The sequence below is a fragment of the Paenibacillus sp. LjRoot153 genome (genome assembly GCF_964253085.1).
GTDB lineage: Bacteria > Bacillota > Bacilli > Paenibacillales > NBRC-103111 > Paenibacillus_E.
This window is the reverse complement of sequence record NZ_CAXUQH020000001.1, coordinates 3111734-3130535: the sequence shown is the minus strand read 5'-3', so window position 1 is coordinate 3130535 and position 18802 is coordinate 3111734. Positions and strand designations below refer to the sequence as shown.

The following is an 18802-nucleotide window of genomic DNA, read 5'->3' as shown; positions in this document are numbered from 1 at the left end:
ATCTAATCTGCAAATGAACGGAAATACTCCAGAATTAACTTCAGGAAATCCATCTAAGCTTGCCCAAGAAGACTGAAATCCTAATTATCCCCTCATAAAACAAGAGCGCAAAAAAAGGAACCTCGCAAACGCGAGGTCCCTCCTTCTGCCCTTCCATTACCTACATCTTTCTCCGGAGCACTAACCGTATCGTTCGTTTCTCTCCGGTTAGATTAAAGCGCAGGAAGACTAGTTCATCTTTAATCACTTTCAATTCCACTTCGCTTGAGCAACTTTCGATTTCATAGTCACTTAGCTCTTCGTCCCAATACACCAGACCGAACGGCATCGGCTTCCAGTTCCCGATCTCGTAGACAAGCTCGATGCGTTCACTCGTTTTCTCGTATGTCGTTATGAATAACGGTGGAATCTTCTCCTCGAATTCGTCTTGCATATTCCACTGACCGACATAATTGCGGACAAGCCGCGGTTTACATTCTCCTTTGACGAATACCATCTGACACTGATTGTCATAGTAGAAAAACGTATCCGGCCAAGGTCCTGCGGCCACACCGCCTAACGTCATCGTGTAGTCGTTCACTTCAGGACGAATAGGTTTATCCTTTGTCAACATATAGGACGGTGCAGTGATTTGATTATGCTCATGATACGTGGCCAGCGCCTTCGGCAAGGTGGTAAGTGTGACGCCACACTGTGCAACATAGGCAAAAAATCGGTCCAACATCCCTTCGCATGCCTCAACATGTGAAGCCGGAAACACTTGAAAGCGATCACTGAACTCCATTTCATGTGCTTCTTGCTGTTGCAGAAAGAAAACCTGCTCATTGTGATCCGTATTCGCCAAATATTCATCAAATAATAGCTGCCAATACGTGATCTCTTCCCCGGTACATAAACCTGCACGCAGCACATCATTAGGATCCGTCGAATAGACGACAGGACTTCCTGTATGGTAAGACAAATGCAGATCCCGTGCTGTCCATTCGCATGCGACAACTTTTCCTTTGCCAGTGTGTGGGATCTTGTACCGGTGACTATCCACATACCAGGATCCCCAAGGGATCCCTTTATGTGTAATGCCGTCCCACCACACTTGCTCCCAGCAATAGCCCCACATGCCCTGAAAGTCCAGCTCCTCGAGCACTTCAATCACTTCATTGTAAATCTTTCCCCTGCCTGCAATCTTCGTTGTCGCCCAAGGAAAAGCTTCCTTCACAAGATTCCAATCGGCTTCCAGACGCGCTTTCAATGCATCCTTCGACATCCCCATATCTTCCATAAAGAAAGGGCATTGCAGAATGATATCGTCGCCATAAGCCTCATGCCACTGCCGAATTTGCTCACCCAATACGGGTATTGAGCCTCGGTTGACGATCCATGTCACGGGTATCCCATGTGCATGGGCTAATCTTGCTGTTCGCTCCACACCTTCGACAGCAGTTCCATGTCCCCAAGGTGTATCATAGTGGGAAGCATAACTGACGAAGGTGTATATGAGGTTCTGGGGTTTCAACGGTAATCACCTCTAGTTCTTCCTATTTTTTGTTCTCTTTCCACCATGCATCAATTTGCTTCTGAAGCTCTCCACTCACTTTTTCAAGTCCTGCTGCTTTCAGCTTGGTGTTACGCTCTTCAAGCAATTTCGAAGGATTCGGAACCGCCCCTGTACTAATGACTTTATACTCGTTCACAATTGTAGTCAGCTGAGCAATTTCGTTCTTCACATTCGTGTCATCGAAAACAAATCCAATTAACGGGAAGCGTTTCGCATCGTTGTTGAATTTCTTCCAGCTGTCATACAGATCGTCTGGTTGACCAGGTTTCATATAGTTCAAGAATTGGTTGCCGAGTACCCAGAAAACTTGGCTATCATAACCGGAATCTTTGATCGGTTCGATACGGTTTGGACCTACTTTTTTGTAGTGTTTGCCTTCAATCCCATTGACAAGAAGGTTGATTACGTAAGGATCTGTATGAAGGTAGTTAAGAACCATCATCGCTCTTTCTGGGTTTTTCGATGTTCTCGAAATGGAAAGCATGGAACCTGTTGCCAAATCCGTCGTTACGATTGGTTCTTCAATAACGTGGGAGACCCAGTCGAAATTGTCAGTAAGCTTTAATTCGATATCAGAACCTGGCTTCCACACCGTGGATTGCACCCAAATTTTACCTTGCTTACGAATTTCCCCAATATTTGTCGTTACCGTAGCTGCATCAGCATTGGTGTACCCTTTTTCATAATATTTACGGTACGTTTCTGCATCGGCTTTATTCAAATCAACAATATCTTGATCCAACACAGTTTTGACCTTCATATCCGTTGACTTGTAATCCAAGAAGAACATCGGCATTTTAGCAGGAGTTGGCCCGATCGGACGATAATTTGACTTGGACTCATACATCATGAAGCTCGCACCATTAGAAGTTCCACCAGCGACATAGTTGTTGATGATGTCCGGATTATCTTTTTTAATTTTTTCAAAATACGGTTCCAAGTCTTCTACCTTATTGATCTTATCGATCGGAATTTGATACTTGTCAATGATATCCTTCCGGAATGTCCAAGCTTTCCCTTGTGTGATTTCTTTATCCGTTGGAACCGCATACAATTTTCCTTTATAACGTGGTGCTTCTAGATATAGCGGGTGAAGCATTTTTTTCGTTTCTGGTGCAAATTTATCGAGCAGCGTATCGAGCTCCAAGAAGGCACCCTTTGTCACATTCGCTGAGAAATCCAGCCATGAAGCTGTGAATACGAGATCCATTTTCTCACCCGTGTTCATCATCAACTCTGTTTTCTTCTTATAATCGGCTGACGCGATTGGCTGCAAGGAGACCGTTGTATTAATTTTTTCTTTTAAATATTTATTCAGTTCTTCCTGTACGAGCGCATCGTCCTTCATCGGCTTTGCTTGATAAAGGAGAGAAACATCATAAGGCTCCAATGTTGCTTTCGGACTAGCTGGAGCTGCTGAACTTGCGGCAGTTGCTGGACTTGCAGATGTACTTACTTTGTTATCACTGGAACATGCTGGCAGTACTGCAGTTAATCCAAGCGCTAGCGCCATTGGGGCTAGCAAAACTGATTTTCTACGTTTCATTGTGGACCCTCCTGTATTGAATGTTATAGGAAACGACTCACGAAAGCGAGCAGCATTCGCAGCCGGTGTTACTGTGATCAGCCTTTGACGGCACCGACCGTTAAACCTTTGACGAAATATTTTTGAAAGAATGGGTAAACAATCAGTATGGGTCCCATAGCAATAAAAGCTAAGGCCATTTGCAGGGACTCATTGGGCAAATTCTTAAGCAACTCTGGATTCTGAGCGGCTATCGTCAGATTCTCGCGGATATACTGAACATCTTTCAGCACGCGCAACATCAGGAACTGTATGGGATACATATGCTCCTTATTGATGAAGAGCAAAGCATTGAACCAATCGTTCCAATAATTAATCGTTGAGAATAAGGCCATCGTCGCCAGCACTGGAAGCGATAAGGGAAGTACTATCCGTAAGAAGATACGCAGCTCGCCTGCTCCATCAATTCGCGCAGATTCAATCAATGCGGGATGAATCGTTGACTGGAAAAATGTACGCATAATAATCACATTGAACGGAACGATTAAGAGCGGTAGGATCAAGGCCATATAAGAGTCTTTCAGATGAAGCGTCTGGGTGTAAATCATATAACGACTCACTATTCCGCCATTAAATAACATCGTGAAGAAAAGAAAGAAAGTAAACACGGTACGATAAGGATAATCCTTGCGAGATAAGGGATACGCGTATAAAGCCATAAGTAAGACACTTAATAGGGTACCTACGACGGTAATCCCAATAGAAACTTTGTAAGCATTTGCCATCGTCGTAAAATCTTTGAATACGGTCTTATAAGCGATCAACGACCATTTCGAAGGGAAAAAGCTGTATCCTTCATTGATCAAAGAATCATTATGTGTGACGGATACAATGATGACGAGAATGACAGGTAGTAGGCATGCTAGCGATAATAAGATGAAAATGACATTAAGTATCGTCTCAGCCAGTGGGGAAATTCGGTTTTCCCTTCGATACGATTTGGAGACCATCTGGTTCACTTCCTATCCAATCAATTAGAATAAAGCTTGATCCGAATTTATTCGACGGACCGCTCCATTCGTCAGAAATACCATAATGAAGCCTAGAACCGACTGTACCATAGCTGCTGCCGAGGACATGCCGATATCATTCAGTTGCGTCAAAACACGGTACACATACGTATCTACTGTATCGGTGGCTGGATATAAGACACCAGAATCCAACGGCACTTGGTAAAATAGGCCAAAGTCTGAATTGAACACATGTCCCATATTCAGAATTGTAATGATAATGATAATTGGCATAATAGAAGGTAAGGTGATATGCATCATCTGCTTCCACTTCGAGGCCCCGTCAATGACTGCTGCTTCATAATACTCAGGATCAATGCCGGCGATCGCTGCGATGTAGATGACGGCACCAATACCTACGCCTTTCCAAGCGCTGACCACTGTGAGTATGAATGGCCAATATTCCTTCACCATGTACCAAGACACAGGTTCTTTACCCAGCCATTCCATCACTGTGGAGTTAATGAAGCCATGAGTCGGGTGCAGGAACGCGTAAACAAGATAACTAATGACGATCATCGATAAAAAATGGGGCATAATCAGTAAACTTTGATAACTCTTAACCGCTATTCGGCTCCGGAGCTCATTGAGTGCCAAGGCAATAGCCACGGATAAAATCAAATTCACAATCATAAACGTCATGCTGTAGCCTACTGTATTTCGTACTATTCGCCACAAAGATCCATTATTAAATAGAAATGTGAAATTATCGAAGCCAATCCAAGGACTCCCCCAAATACCATCGACATAGTTGATTTTCTTGAAGGCAATGAATAGCCCGAACATCGGTAAATAATTATTAAGCAATAGCACGAGGGCTGCAGGTACTAGCATCAATGTCAGCGTTCTGAATTGCCAGAAGTTCCGCCAAAACTTAACTCCCTTAGCTTGATATCGCGTCTGCCCTGCCTGTCGTGCAGGTGCGGCTGTCTCTCTCACTGCGTCCACTCCTTTCTCTGTTAAATCAAGTATAGTACACGGAATCCTCCAATTCGATGATGTATCCGCATAAGAACGTGATGAATACTCAGCAAGTACATCGATGAAAAATCACCACTGCCGCGTGTAAAATGTGGCAGCACCGCGACTTCGGGCACACTTCCCAAAACAAAAAATCCGGCCTTAGGCCGGATCAAGATCTCACTTTATTCACTTGGAGGAATCGGAATCGTAATGGTAGCAATAAGCCCGCCGCCGTCCCGCAGACGGTAGCTTAACCCATACGAATCGCCATAATGCAGCTGAATGCGTTGGTGAACATTACGAATGCCATAGCCTTTGTCGTCCATTTCCCCGCTGACAATCATTCGGAGTTTATCGAGATTCACCGGAATAAATCCATTATCCTCAACAAGGATATGAATCTCGTCTTCGACGCGTTTCAATCGAACCCACAGATGGCCTTCCCCATCCATACTCTGAATACCATGGAATATCGCGTTCTCCACCAGCGGTTGGATGATGACCTTGGGCATTTTGTACACTTCGAGATCCTCATCCATGTCCCAGAACACTTCGAAGTTACCTGGATAACGCTTCATTTGAAGCCGAATATAGGCACGTACATGCTCCAGTTCTTCGCTGATCGGAATCATGCTCTTCCCTTTACTTAGCCCGATACGCAGCAGCTTCGATAAATCTTTAACCATGCCGCCAACATCGTGATTGCCACTTTCTAGCGCATACCAATAGATTGAATCCAGCGTATTGTACAGAAGATGAGGCGTAATTTGGGAATGGAGTGTGTTCAACTCCTGTTCCTTCTGTTTGATTTTCATCCCATAGTTTTCTTCAATCGATTCATTCAGCCTGCCCGTCATACGAATAAACGCCGTGTATAAAACACCGAACTCATCCGAACGTGAACGTGATGACGGATCTCCAAAATCAAAAGGTCTGCCCAGCTCATACACACGCGTGAAGGTAACTAATCGAGCTAATGGTTTAATAATATTTCGCAACAAATACAACACGAACAGCAACACTAGAACTAAATAGATGGCCAGCATCACCATGATTAACTGTTGAAAACTCGTCTGTTTCCCCATAATGGAATGGAGCGGAATCTTATAAATTAATCGTGTATTAAAGTTAAACTCATAGGAAACGGCGTAGAGATATTTATGATTATTGGACTCCGAATAATAATAACCATTTGATTTATTGCGAAGTACTTCTGGTAATTCGGATAACTCCATGTCTGCCGAACCCGACTTCAATAGCAGTTCGTCCCGGTCATCATATAAAAAGACTCCTGCATGATCGGGCAGTTGCACCGAAACAAGATTTTTGGTCAATAAAACCTCCACCTTGGAAACAGCAAGAAAGCCAATCAATTCGTCATATTTTTCTGGATTCAAAATACTTCGTGTATATGTTACCGTTGGCTGTCCTGAATTCGACTTGGCTAGTCGAAGACTTCCAGCCCCTTTCTCTTCTTGTGTCTGCAAAGCCCACTCCGGGTAAGTACTGCTGCTATCCAGATAAATAAGCCCCTGTTTTTTATAAAGTGCATTGACAGGAAAAGGTTGATTTCCCCTATTCCCCATATAGATCGCATATTCGGTGCCATCCGATGACCAGCGATCCAGAATCGTATCTGCTTCGCTTAAGGCATTAATACTCTCAATATGCGTCCAGAACGCAAATTGCTTGGGGTTGCTGAAGAAATGGTTATCCAGAAAAGTTACCGTCTTATCTCTGACCGAAGACAAAGTATTCTCCATCGTGGCATGATTCTGCTTCACGAGCTGAAGCATCGTCTTCCCAACCTCATCCTTAATCGTAGCGGAGGTTCGTGAGAAGGAGATCCATCCGACAATCAGAAACGGCCCGATGATGAACAAACAGAATGCCACAATCACTTTATATTGGAGCTTCAGTTTAATTCCCCCTGATCTCTTTGCGATAATCAGCCGGCGAGATCCCGATAAAACGTTTGAACATTCGGCTGAAATGCTCCGGCGACTGATACCCCACTTGATACGAAATTTCATACCGCTTCAAATCGGTTACAGCAAGCAAACGTTTCGCTTCCTCGATCCGAACCTCGGAGACGAAGTCCCAGACGTTTTTGTTGGTTTCCCTTTTGAACAAATAACTTACATAAGCCGCACTGAAATGGACCTCACCCGCAATATCCTGAATCTTAAGTTCATGATTGCCATAATGATTGTAAATGTAAGCTGTTATGCGGGATACAACAGTCTGATCCCTCTCGCTAATACAGGCGCGGATCACTTCGGAGAGCCCTTGAACATACTCCTGTAGACAGGCCACTTTCCGACTAATTTCCATACCTCTGAAATAGACATCTGGATCATACTGGCGGAAGGAACTACTTGATTCTTGTCCATTATCAAAGAGCAATCCATACAAACGATACACCAATAATCCGAAGCAACTATGAAACAAGCCTTCTGAATGCGTCAAGTTCGCCAGTATTTTCACAGCGGATTGAAGCTCCTGAGAAAGCTTAGCTTCATCCACTGTTTTCATGTGAAGCACGATCTCTTCCACCTTGGCTGCCCATTCCATCATCCTCATATTGCCTAAAGCCGACATATCTTCATAATAAAGCACATTATTATCGGGGTGCAGCTTGCGCCATTCAATCGCCGCATTCGCCTCTTCCATTAGCTTCGGCAGCATCGACAAATCTGGGCTAAGTGTACTCATTCCAACTGTGACGTCCACATTCAAATACTGCTTCAGATTAATAATGATCGTTTGACCGATCAGATTCAGTTGCGAATTCATCGGCAGCCGCGTGTCCACGTTATCCGAGGCTTCCAATTGGATCACACAAACAAGCTGGTTGCCAAATCCATAAAAGGCTACACCGCACCAATCCGATAGACTTTCTTCCAATATATTTACCGATGCATATTTCAAAAGCTTCCGATCCATCAATGTAATGTCTTGATTACTGAACCCACCCTTACTTAGGTTCAAATGAACGGCGGCGATACCATACCAATAGCCTTGCTCCTTAAGGGAGTTGCCGATTTCACGAAGCAGATCTTCATAATCTTTCTCCTGCAGATCGGTTTCCGTTACCAATTCGATGAGCGCTTCATGCCTCTTTTTGAGCAAATGACCATCTTTACTAGCATCCGCTTCTGGACGTTGCAGTGTCAGTCTGCCCATTTCCTTCTTCTCTTGGAGGGCTTTGCCGACAACTCGCATCAGTTCATCCAGCTCTACGGGCTTGATCAAATAATCCTTGGCACCTAATCGAAGCGCTCTCTTGGCAAAATCAAACTTCTCATGGGCTGAAATGACGATAACTGGAAGATGAGGCTGCTCTAGAAGAATCGCTTCCATCAGTTCGATGCCATTCATCATCCCCATTTGAATATCCGTCAATACGAGATCATAGGTGTCCATGCGTAAGCAATCCAAGGCCTCAAACCCATTTGAAGCCGTTTCCACATGATCGATTCCCAGCTCTGATCTCATCAAATAACTCTTAATCCCCGTACTAACTGTCGGCTCATCATCCACGACCAGAATTTTATACATCGCCGGCTCCCCCTAGTCAGTCTACCTGTTGCCAATTATTCTATATGATATCATGTTAGCCATCGGTTTTTGCACTGTCTATGATAATTTCAGGGAAGAACGTGATCAATTCCATGTTGATGGTACGATGGTCGCATGAATAAAAATGAAAAGAGGAAGGGCATGCTCCCCTCCTCTTTTGGCAATCACATTTAATTAATCGTCCACTGCTGATTATTGCCGCCATTCCACGTATATTGAATGTTCTGTCCGCCATCCGCTGTAGAGCTTCCACTGATGTCCATAAATTTACGACTATTGCGATTCTCGATTGCATAATAACCATTTCCTAGATCAACCAGCAGCCATTCTTGATTCTTGCCGCCATTGCTTGGATATTGAATGTTAGTGGCTCCATCCGCCGTGGATTGACCGTTGATATCCATATATTTGCCGCTTTGTTTGTTGATGATATTGTAGTAGCCATTCGCTTTTTTCACGAGTTGCCATCTCTGGTAAAGTGCCGTCGTATCCGTAAACTGCTGGATTGGCGCTGCACTGAGCGTTTTATCCGTTCCGCTCACGGCCAGTGATTTATTGCTATTCCGATTGAGAATCTTATAATTTGTCGTGGTGTTAAAACTGTAATTGGATCCAGAAACAGCGCCAGTCGCTGTATCAATCGTTATTTTATCATAGTAGGTTAAACTCATGGATGTATTGGAAGGGAACGAGATCGGCAGGAATACGTACCTCGAGTCATTCACGATGCCTCCCCACGCACCAGCCCATCTATCCCCGATATAGAGATAGGATGTGGTTGAAGTACCTTGAACAGGGAGAATATATGCTGGCTGTGAATCGAAGGAAGTGGAATCTCCGACATTACTCAGCGCGCTCCATGTGCCGGCAATACTCGTTGCCGTCCCGTATTTCATTTGATTCGGCGCCCAACCGGTTGCTCCAGAAGTCACGAGGAAGTAGACGCCATTTCTTTTAAACATCGCTGCCGCTTCTCGTTGAGAACCAACCCAAACCTTCTGAACTAAGGAAGCAATGGATCGATAATCTGATGAAAGCTTGTAGATATGCGTATCTAAGTTTTCTCTGGCTGAAGAAATGAAGTACGCAGAACCATCGTCATCCACAAACAAGGTATCGTCTCGCGACATGTACTGACCTTGAGGTTGGAAGCTGCCCTGCCAGGTGTAGTTGCCATCCACTGTGGAAGAGTAGGCTACAGCAGCTCTTGCTTCGCTGTAATCAACGCCGTTTTCTTTATGCATCCACATGACGAATTGACCTGTAGAAGCATTATAAATGACTTTAGGCCGTTCAATATTCGCAGTCGCGAGTTCAGGAGCTGATGAATGTTTGAGTACATTGTTGCGGAATTCCCATGTTTTGAGATCCGTTGACCGGTAACAAGCAACTAAGTTGTCACCGCTTCTGTTCTCACCGAACCAGTAGTAATACGAGCCTACTTTAATAATGCCTCCGCCATGTGCTTGTAAGAGATTGCCTGCTGAATCCTTTATTTGAACGCCATTACTCGGGATGGTGACACTCGCTGCTTCTGCCTTTTGTGCGGATAGAAACAATGACACGAATAATGCAATGATTAAACCGACAACCACTAATTTTCTTACATTTCCAATTGAATTTACGTACACGGCTCTCATCCTTTCGTCCTAATTTGGGACAAGCGGTGATTCGATCCTGCATGGCCATCTACTTGATTCATAACTTCCTTAAGCTCACCTCCTATTCGTCTAACTGAGGTTAATGCTATCGGTTTTATGGGCTGGTTCATAGTGAATAATTACAAGTTCTATGAACAAATTGAACATTTGGCTTAGCTACTTTCATCACATTCCTGCACTTTTTGCTTGTACATTCGGGAAAATGTTCTAAAACAACAAAAAAAAGCCACGCTTAGTTGCGGGCTCCCCTATCTTTAAGCTTTAGTGTACACTCTCAACCTCATCCACGTGTTTCAGATGCTGGCGATTCATCCACAAATAGATGACAGCCACAACCACACACGCGCCGCCGACGATAAACGGCATTTGCGGGTTGAACCATTCCGCCAGCTTGCCAGCCAGGAACGGAGCGATTGCCCCACCGATGAATCGCAAGAAGCTGTAAGCCGCTGAAGCGGTTGGACGTTCGACGGGCGCAGCGTTCATTACTGCTGTCGTGATTAACGTATTGTTATTACCAAGAAAAGCTCCCGCGATGATTACTGCGACAATAATAACGGTTTTGTCTGTCGTCCAGTTCGCTATGACAAACAACGTAACCGCGAACAAAAGTAATTGAACGCACATGGAAGGCACTGTTCCAAAGCGTTTCTGCAGCTTAGGTGCCGTAAAGACAGATGTAAAGGCTAGCATAAGTCCCCAGCCCAAGAAGACGTAACCGAGTTGATGCTCATCCAATCCTAACTTACCCAAGACTAATGCTGCATATACGAGTAAGGTGAAAAAACCAAAGTTATATAGAAAAGCTGCGATTCCGAATGTACGAAGTGCTTTGAATTTCAAAACGCGGAACGGATCCGCTAGTGATGCTTTGGATTTGCGAATTTGCGTTTGTTGTTTGGGCATAATAAATAGAATCATAAAGAAGGCAATCACCATGAGACCGGCTACACCAAAGAATGGACCTCTCCAAGAGACAGCACCTAGCTCTCCACCTAGCAACGGACCAACGGAGATCCCAAGACCAACCGCTACTTCGAACAAAATGATGGATCTGGCGACGCCTGTTTTAGACAACGATACAATCGCTGACAAGGCCGTCGCGACGAAAAGCGCATTTCCGAGTCCCCAGCCCCCACGCAGCCAAACAAGACTCCAAATACTATTTGACATTCCACCTAATGCTGAGAATAGGGCAATGATAATGATACCTGTTAGTAGTGTTTTCTTGATGCCTAGACGGGACGAGACGACTCCCGTGATCAACATCGCAACAGCCATAACGGCATTATAACTCGTGAATAACAAGGTGACATCGCTATGAGATGCGTGCAGCTTCTTAGCAATCGCGGGCAAAATCGGATCTACGAGACCGAGACCCATGAAAGCGATAATGCTGGCGAAGACGACTGCCCATACCGCTTTCGGTTGACTAAACATACTAACTTTCTGTGAATTCTGAAGCGCTTGTTCGGCCGTATTGGCCTTACTCGTAGCTGTTGGTTGCATGTCCCAAAAGACTCCTTTTATGTTGACATTTTAGTAATACCATCGTTGATGCGTTTCTGCATGTACTCAATTTCCTTGCGAAACTCAGCCATCTTGGAGAGTTTCTGGTCCACCATTTCCAATTGTTGGTCGACCATGACCTTCATTTCCTGCAATTGCGAAAGCTTCTCTTCTGCTGCTTCGGTTTTCCAATAGACTTGCTTCTGTTCGTCCATCTTTTCGCGAATGGCTACGAAATCCTGAATTTCCGTGAGTGAGAATCCAAGAACATCCCGGGCATTCACGATTTGACTCAATCTTTCGATATGTTTGCGGGTGTATAAGCGCATGCCTCCCTCGCTACGTTCTGGAGGAAACAGCACGCCGATTTCCTCGTAGTAACGAATCGTACGCTTGGTCAATCCGCTCTCTTTGGCCACGTCATCAATTTTGAATTTATCCATTTGAACACTCCCTTCAACATAGTTTACCTATCGATAAGATTATCTTAATACTTTCGAACGTTAACGTCAACGTTAACTTTAGAGACAACTGCATATCAGTCATGTGATAGTGTTAGCATGCGCGGTTGATCATTTTCTATACCTATTACTTATGTGACATTGCATGTACTCGTTTTTCCTTCATGTTCAAAAAAGCATGCTACATCAAGATTACGTTCTTGATGTGGCATGCTTTTTATTATGTTACTTTAAAGCCTCTAACTAAGCTGTATAGGGTATCTGCGATTTGGGCCAAATGCTCGGCTGTTGAAGCATTTTCCTCCGCACCAGCTGAAGTTTGCTCCGTAATGGCAGCCATACTCTGAATCGTTCGATGAACTTCCGAGCTCTGTATGGATTGTTCCTCACTTGATGCTGCAATTTCGTTGATGTGGTTCGATGAATCTTTGATCATTTCAACAATACGATCAAAAGCGACACCTGCGCGCAGCGCCATTTCATTACTTTGATGAACCGCACTGACAGTCTCCGTTGTATTCTGTTGAATGGTTTTGATAAGCGTCGCGATCCGTTTGGTTGCTTCTCCACTGCGTTCTGCTAGCTTCCGCACTTCTTCGGCAACAACAGCAAAGCCTCTGCCTGATTCTCCTGCTCTAGCTGCTTCAATTGCCGCATTCAGCGCAAGTAAATTAGTTTGCTCTGCGATATCGTCAATCACTTCAATAATATCGCCTATTTGATTGGATTTTTCAGAAAGATCATTTATTTTGACACTCATGTTCTTGATTTCGACCATCGTGCTCTGAATAATTTGACCGCCGTCATTGGCTACATGAACGGCTTTCAAGGTCATAGCCGCTGCTTCCTCCGAAGACTTGGCAACGGATCGAATACCTTCTGTCATGTTGTCCACCATATTATTTACACTTTCTACTGCCTCTGCTTGCTGTTGATTACCTACAGCAATTTCATTGGTGCTGCTAGATACCTCTCGCGTGCTTTGCGTAAGGGAAGCAATACCTGTGACCATTTGGATAAACATCCCTTGAAAATTCATAACCATTCTATTGAACGATGCCGAGATATCACTAAACTCATCTTTACCTTCAGCCGGCAACCTTAATGTTAAATCGCCTTCCTTACTTGCTAAATTTTCAATCGATGTACTTAATCTTCGCAACGGATTAAGAACCCTTGTATATAAGAGTATCATTGAAATCACGATGATTACAGCCAACAAGGAGAGAATAACCATCGTTGCCATAAGCCATCGACTTGCATTGTCACTAGCTGTTTTTGTCTCATCTTCTGCTCGGCTGTTCATCATGCTCTGAAATTGCGTGATAGGCTCCTTGATGATACTCATATTTTTATCATAGTTCGCATCAAATAATAGCTGTCTAGCTCGTTCTAAGTTAGAGGTTTCCACGGCCAAAAACGCTTCAGTCTCGGTTTTAATCAACGCATCCGAATTCTGTTTCGCTTTCTCAATGAGCGCTAGTTCTTCTTGAGGTGCCCTAAGCTCCTTAAGCCGACTTATGACTTTATCTCGCGATTTTGTTTCATTTACTTCCTTCCAGTAGTTATTATAGTGGATTTTATCACCAGTAACTGAATAAAGACGTGCTTCGTTCGTAAGTAATGTGGATGAATTGGCCAAATCAAAACCCAATTGTTTGAACTCTCTCTGATTATCAACAGCTGTTCTTTCTTTTTTAAAGCTAGCATTCAAGGAAATCGTGCTGTAAATCGTCAGTAAGATTAGCAAACTGCAGCTTACTGCAACTGCTTTAATTAACGTTGAAACCTTCATATTGACCTCCTGAAATTAAATTTGTTGGGTAGTTTCGATAACACTTTCAATGAATACTGAGTGGTGCTCAGCTAAATTAAGCAGCTCTTGGGTTGCTTCATATCGGATGATCGGTCGCTGCATATGTGTGGTAATTGTCGTTACAATGGCTGATTGACCATCCTTCATCTTGACACGGACGCCGGGCATATAGGCGGGGACTGTTAGAACGAAGGCTTGAATAACGCTATGTGAATAGGATTTATCCGATAACGACATAAACAATTCCATGATTTCATGCGGAGCTATGTTCATTTCAGATAGCTTTTCTTGATACTGATTGGCAATCCCACATATTTGCGCCATCTCCAGAAAGGCTTCCCCTTGAATACCTCTAGGAAATCCCGATCCATCCCGTAATTCATGATGCTGGAAAGCGACATGCGCCGACATCAAATTGATCTCCCGATGTTTCTTAATCAACTGAAAGCCAGCTTCTGGATGCTGGGAATAATTCGTTTGGACGGCTTTCCCAAAGTCATGGAGCAGACACCCTACGGCTAGATCGCGAAGCTGCAAAGCAGTGTATCCCATCGCTCTGCCAATCAGAAGCGACCAGATGGTAACGTTAACTGCATGGGCAAAGGGTAGAAGTTCCTCTGCTACAGTAGCTGCAGGGATAGGAAGGAGAATTTGATTTTTAGTCAACTCATCCAACAGCTTTCCTGCCATGTTAAATATTGGCCTTGGCTCAATTTCCTTTTTCAGTTGTGTTTGCTTGAAACAGCTCTGCACCCCCTGCACCAAGTCCATCCAGGTCGGCATATCCATTAAATCATCTAATGAAATGCCAGCAGATAATTCATCTTCGATCACGAGCATGCGAATTCCCATCGATCTTAGTCTATTAATAATCGTCGGGTGAACGGTCCTTCCCTCCGCCAGAAGTACCCTGCCAAAGTTATCATATACAGGCTCTGCGAGAGTCATTTTCTTTTCATCATATTCGTTAATATGGATGATCCTCATCTATAATCACACTGCTTTCTTCAGCTTAATTTCTATGAAATATAATGTAATCTTATAATGTAATTGTTAGTTTTTTTATTTAAAACATGTGAGTTTTATCGTGTCTCGCCTTAATAAATTGCTAATATATATGGAAAACTCTTATAAAAAAATGAAGCCTTAACCACTTATGATCCGTGGTTGTAGGCTTCATTATGATTTATAAATGACTCAATTCTTGGGTAATGATGAAAACCATCGATCCTTCGGCACCAATTTCCACTTTAAAATGCCTGTCAGCTAAATTGTTCCTTATACCGACTAGGCGGGATTCCCACTGCTTGGCAGAACACCCTGCTGAAATATAAGGGATTCTCATAGCCGACAATGGAGGCGACCTCCTTCACATTCAAAGAAGTTTCAGCTAGCATCTTTTTTGCTTCATTAACACGAATACTGGTCACATATTTGCCTGGCGTCGTTCCAGTAACAGCTTTGAACTTATGAATAAATCGAAAAAGACTTAAGTTGCACTTTCTAGCAAGATCCGAAACAACCAGGTTCTGACTATAGCTTTCATGCATGATTTCCATGATCTTGTGGATGTCGGCGTTGTGGTCCACTTTCCCTTGAACTTCCGTGCTTTGCAGCCTTCTACCTAGTAAAGCGAGCAAAGTGAGCAGATAAGCGGATGTCAATTGATCACTGAAAGGCTTATTCATATTCAGTTCTTGGATAATTTTTTTAAACAATCCGCTCACTTCATCCACCTGACCTACCGTGTGAATAGCTGAGTTATGAAGCCCAAATTGCTGCAAATAATCATGCGTACCATGTCCGGTAAAATGAATCCAGTAAGCCTCCGTGGCATCTTTGGCGTAATAGGTATAATTTTGAGGCTCGTTTGGCGGAAAGATGACGATTTGACCTTTATGCACTTCTTGTGACTGGTGATTGAGGTAAAAAGTCCCTCTCCCGCCAACCAAATAAATCAACTGATAATCCACACGGCCTTGGTCACGCTTCCGATTTAAATCAATGGTCATCAGCTTCTGATAACCGCAACAGTTGACTGTAAGCAATTTGTCATTCCGCTCAACGCCTTGCTCATACCAATCATCCAGCGCATTGCCGGATACATTAATCATCACGATCACTCCAATAGCAATTTTGTGCATGAAAATAGCAATATGTTTTATTCACTAACTCCAATTGTAATCTTATAATGAAAGCGCGACAACGAAAAATCGTGCAATTTTGTGAATGCTCAAATGAGAAGGGAGAACGACGATGAATAGGAGCAGAATCATTGAAAATATCAATTTGAATTGGAAGTTTTTCAGAGGAGATGAACTCAAAGCTTGGTATAGAGGATTTGAAGATGCACACTGGCGTGATGTAACCCTTCCTCATGATTGGTCAGTTGAAGAACCATTTTCGCAAGAGCATTCCAGTGGTACGGGTTATTTGCCCGGCGGTATGGGCTGGTATCGCAAACACTTGGCACTTCCTCAGGAAGTAGAAGGCAAACGCGTCTCTATTACCTTCGAAGGCGTGTATAATAACGCCCAAGTATGGTGCAACAGCTATTATCTTGGGAAACGTCCCTACGGCTATAGCAGTTTTACCTATGACATTACAGATTTCATCTCCTTCGGGAAACAGGACAATGTGATTTCTGTTAAGGTCGATCATAAAGATATTGCCGACTCGCGATGGTTTACTGGCTCAGGTATTTACAGGGATGTTTATATCACGATCACAGATCCGATACATATCGATCAATACGGTGTATTTGTCACCACGCCTGAAGTCTCTGAGAATCAAGCTACCGTTGCCGTTAACATACGATTATCCAATCAGTCACAGGCAGATGAGACGATTGAGCTTTCAAATACCCTTAGGGATGCTGGCGGAAACCTGATCGAATCGGTAGGAGACGAGATAGTCGTTCAGACTGGCTCAGGTACGGAATGGAATCAAACGATCTTGGTGACTACCCCTAATCTATGGTCCCCTAGCTCTCCTTATTTGTATGTGTTATGTACAGAAATTAGGAAGAACGGCGAAGTTATCGATCAAGTGAACACCTCTGTGGGCATTCGGTGGTTTGAATTTGATGCGGATAAGGGATTCTTCTTGAATGGCGTGAATATGAAAATCAAAGGCGTTTGCGTGCATCATGATGCTGGGGCACTCGGTGCCGCTGTTCCTGGACAGGTATGGGTACGGAGACTTCAAGCCCTTCAAGAAATGGGCTGTAACGCCATTCGTATGAGCCATAATCCACCCGCTCCGAATTTACTCGATTTATGCGACCGGATGGGATTTCTCGTCATTGATGAAGCGTTTGACGAGTGGGAAGGCGTCAAACACAAATGGTCCACGGGGCACAATGTTTACCCGCCTAAGCATTTCGGTTACTATGAGGAATTCCCTCAATGGGGTGAGGTGGACATAAAGGAAATGGTTTTGCGGGATAGGAACCATCCCTCCATCATTTTATGGAGTATTGGAAACGAAGTGGATTACCCCAATGACCCTTACTGCCACCCGTATTTTCAAACGATGACGGGCAATAACGATGCCAATAAACCTGCGGCTGAACGCGAATATGATCCGAATAAACCGCAAAGTGATAGATTGACCACGATTGCCAAAAATCTTGTGCGCTATGTGAAAGAGTGCGATACAACTAGACCCGTCACTGCCGCTCTGGCTTTTCCAGAACTAGCGAATTTGATTGGCTATGCGGATACGTTAGATGTGGTGGGCTACAATTACAAGGAGCATCTCTACGAGGAGGCACGGCAGCAATATCCGAATCGTGTTACATTTGGCAGTGAAAATGGCGCTAGTCTAGAGGCATGGCTTGCTGTCAGGGACAATGATGCGATCTGTGCGCAGTTTATTTGGACAGGAATCGATTATATGGGCGAGGCGAAAGGCTGGCCTATTCGCGCATCGCAAGCTGGGTTCATGGATCTTGCCGGCTTTAAAAAAGCCAGCTACTATTTCCGTAAAAGCCTATGGAGTCAGGAGCCCATGGTGTTCCTTGCAGCTGCAGGTAAAGAAGATCCCGCGTATTCAGGTAACAAAAGGTGGCATGGCGGCGCTCCCCATTGGAATTGGAAACAGGGCGAGCAGCTAGATGTGATCTGTTATACAAATTGTGAAGAAGCGGAGCTTTTCCTCAATGAAAGATCGCTCGGAAGCAAGCGGCTCAATGATTCACCACAAGGCTATCTAGCTTGGGAAGTGGGTTTTGAAGAAGGCACCTTACGAGTTGCGAGCAAAAGCAATGACGGCACCCTAACCACCTTTGCATTGCAAACGGTCGCAAAACCAGAAAAACTGGCCATGCGCGTAGATGCTACTGAATTAAGTGCTAATGGACAGGATGTTGCTCATGTTGAGATTGAGATCACAGACAGCCATGGTAAGCACGTTTATCTGGCAGAGGATCTCATCAAGCTATCTATCGAGGGTCCTGGTGACATTATTGGCTTAGAAAACGGCGATGTACAGGATGTAGAGCCGTATAGCTCTACATTTAGAAAAGCCTATCATGGCAAGCTGCTTGCCTATGTTAGAGCTCGCACCGCGCCTGGCCAGATCATCGTGAGAGCAGATGCGCAAGGCTTAACATCAGCTCAGTTCATCATTGCTGTGAAATAGAAGATGATAAATGAGG

General features: G+C 44.1%; 13 protein-coding genes. 1 reads left to right on the top strand and 12 read right to left on the bottom strand.

Annotated features, from left to right (window positions below; all coding sequences use genetic code 11):
- Positions 1-160: 160 nt before the first annotated feature.
- The 12 genes from ACSQ8P_RS13105 to ACSQ8P_RS13050 form a co-directional block, all read right to left on the bottom strand.
- Entirely contained in the window at positions 161-1513 is a 1353-nt protein-coding gene (locus ACSQ8P_RS13105) for a hypothetical protein (RefSeq protein ID WP_436235588.1), read from the bottom strand.
- A gap of 22 nt (positions 1514-1535) precedes the next feature.
- Positions 1536-3101: an ABC transporter substrate-binding protein gene (locus ACSQ8P_RS13100; RefSeq protein ID WP_436235587.1), complete on the bottom strand. Its 1566-nt coding sequence runs from the start codon at positions 3099-3101 to the stop codon at positions 1536-1538.
- A gap of 77 nt (positions 3102-3178) precedes the next feature.
- Complete coding sequence (locus tag ACSQ8P_RS13095; protein ID WP_436235586.1) at positions 3179-4090, bottom strand: carbohydrate ABC transporter permease; 912 nt, start codon at positions 4088-4090, stop codon at positions 3179-3181.
- Positions 4091-4114: 24 nt separating this feature from the next.
- On the bottom strand, positions 4115-5089 hold the full coding sequence (locus ACSQ8P_RS13090) for an ABC transporter permease (protein ID WP_436235585.1): 975 nt from the start codon (positions 5087-5089) through the stop codon (positions 4115-4117).
- 206 nt (positions 5090-5295) lie between these two features.
- Positions 5296-6996, bottom strand: a complete 1701-nt coding sequence (locus ACSQ8P_RS13085; RefSeq protein WP_436235584.1) for a sensor histidine kinase — start codon at positions 6994-6996, stop codon at positions 5296-5298.
- A gap of 37 nt (positions 6997-7033) precedes the next feature.
- Positions 7034-8674 (bottom strand): response regulator transcription factor, encoded by a 1641-nt coding sequence (locus ACSQ8P_RS13080; protein ID WP_436235583.1) that lies wholly within the window; start codon positions 8672-8674, stop codon positions 7034-7036.
- Positions 8675-8865: 191 nt separating this feature from the next.
- A complete protein-coding gene (locus ACSQ8P_RS13075; RefSeq protein WP_436235582.1) occupies positions 8866-10326 on the bottom strand; it encodes an RICIN domain-containing protein in 1461 nt (486 codons plus the stop codon).
- Between the two features lie 291 nt (positions 10327-10617).
- Positions 10618-11865: an MFS transporter gene (locus ACSQ8P_RS13070; protein WP_436235581.1), complete on the bottom strand. Its 1248-nt coding sequence runs from the start codon at positions 11863-11865 to the stop codon at positions 10618-10620.
- 17 nt (positions 11866-11882) lie between these two features.
- A complete protein-coding gene (locus ACSQ8P_RS13065) occupies positions 11883-12308 on the bottom strand; it encodes a MerR family transcriptional regulator (protein WP_436235580.1) in 426 nt (141 codons plus the stop codon).
- 238 nt (positions 12309-12546) lie between these two features.
- Positions 12547-14121, bottom strand: coding sequence for a methyl-accepting chemotaxis protein (locus tag ACSQ8P_RS13060; RefSeq protein WP_436235579.1), 1575 nt, complete (start codon positions 14119-14121; stop codon positions 12547-12549).
- 15 nt (positions 14122-14136) lie between these two features.
- Positions 14137-15129 (bottom strand): HD-GYP domain-containing protein, encoded by a 993-nt coding sequence (locus ACSQ8P_RS13055; RefSeq protein WP_436235578.1) that lies wholly within the window; start codon positions 15127-15129, stop codon positions 14137-14139.
- 275 nt (positions 15130-15404) lie between these two features.
- Positions 15405-16286, bottom strand: a complete 882-nt coding sequence (locus tag ACSQ8P_RS13050; protein ID WP_436235577.1) for an AraC family transcriptional regulator — start codon at positions 16284-16286, stop codon at positions 15405-15407.
- A gap of 112 nt (positions 16287-16398) precedes the next feature.
- Here ACSQ8P_RS13050 and ACSQ8P_RS13045 point away from each other — a divergent pair, with 112 nt between their 5' ends.
- Entirely contained in the window at positions 16399-18786 is a 2388-nt protein-coding gene (locus ACSQ8P_RS13045; RefSeq protein ID WP_436235576.1) for a glycoside hydrolase family 2 TIM barrel-domain containing protein, read from the top strand.
- Positions 18787-18802: the final 16 nt, after the last annotated feature.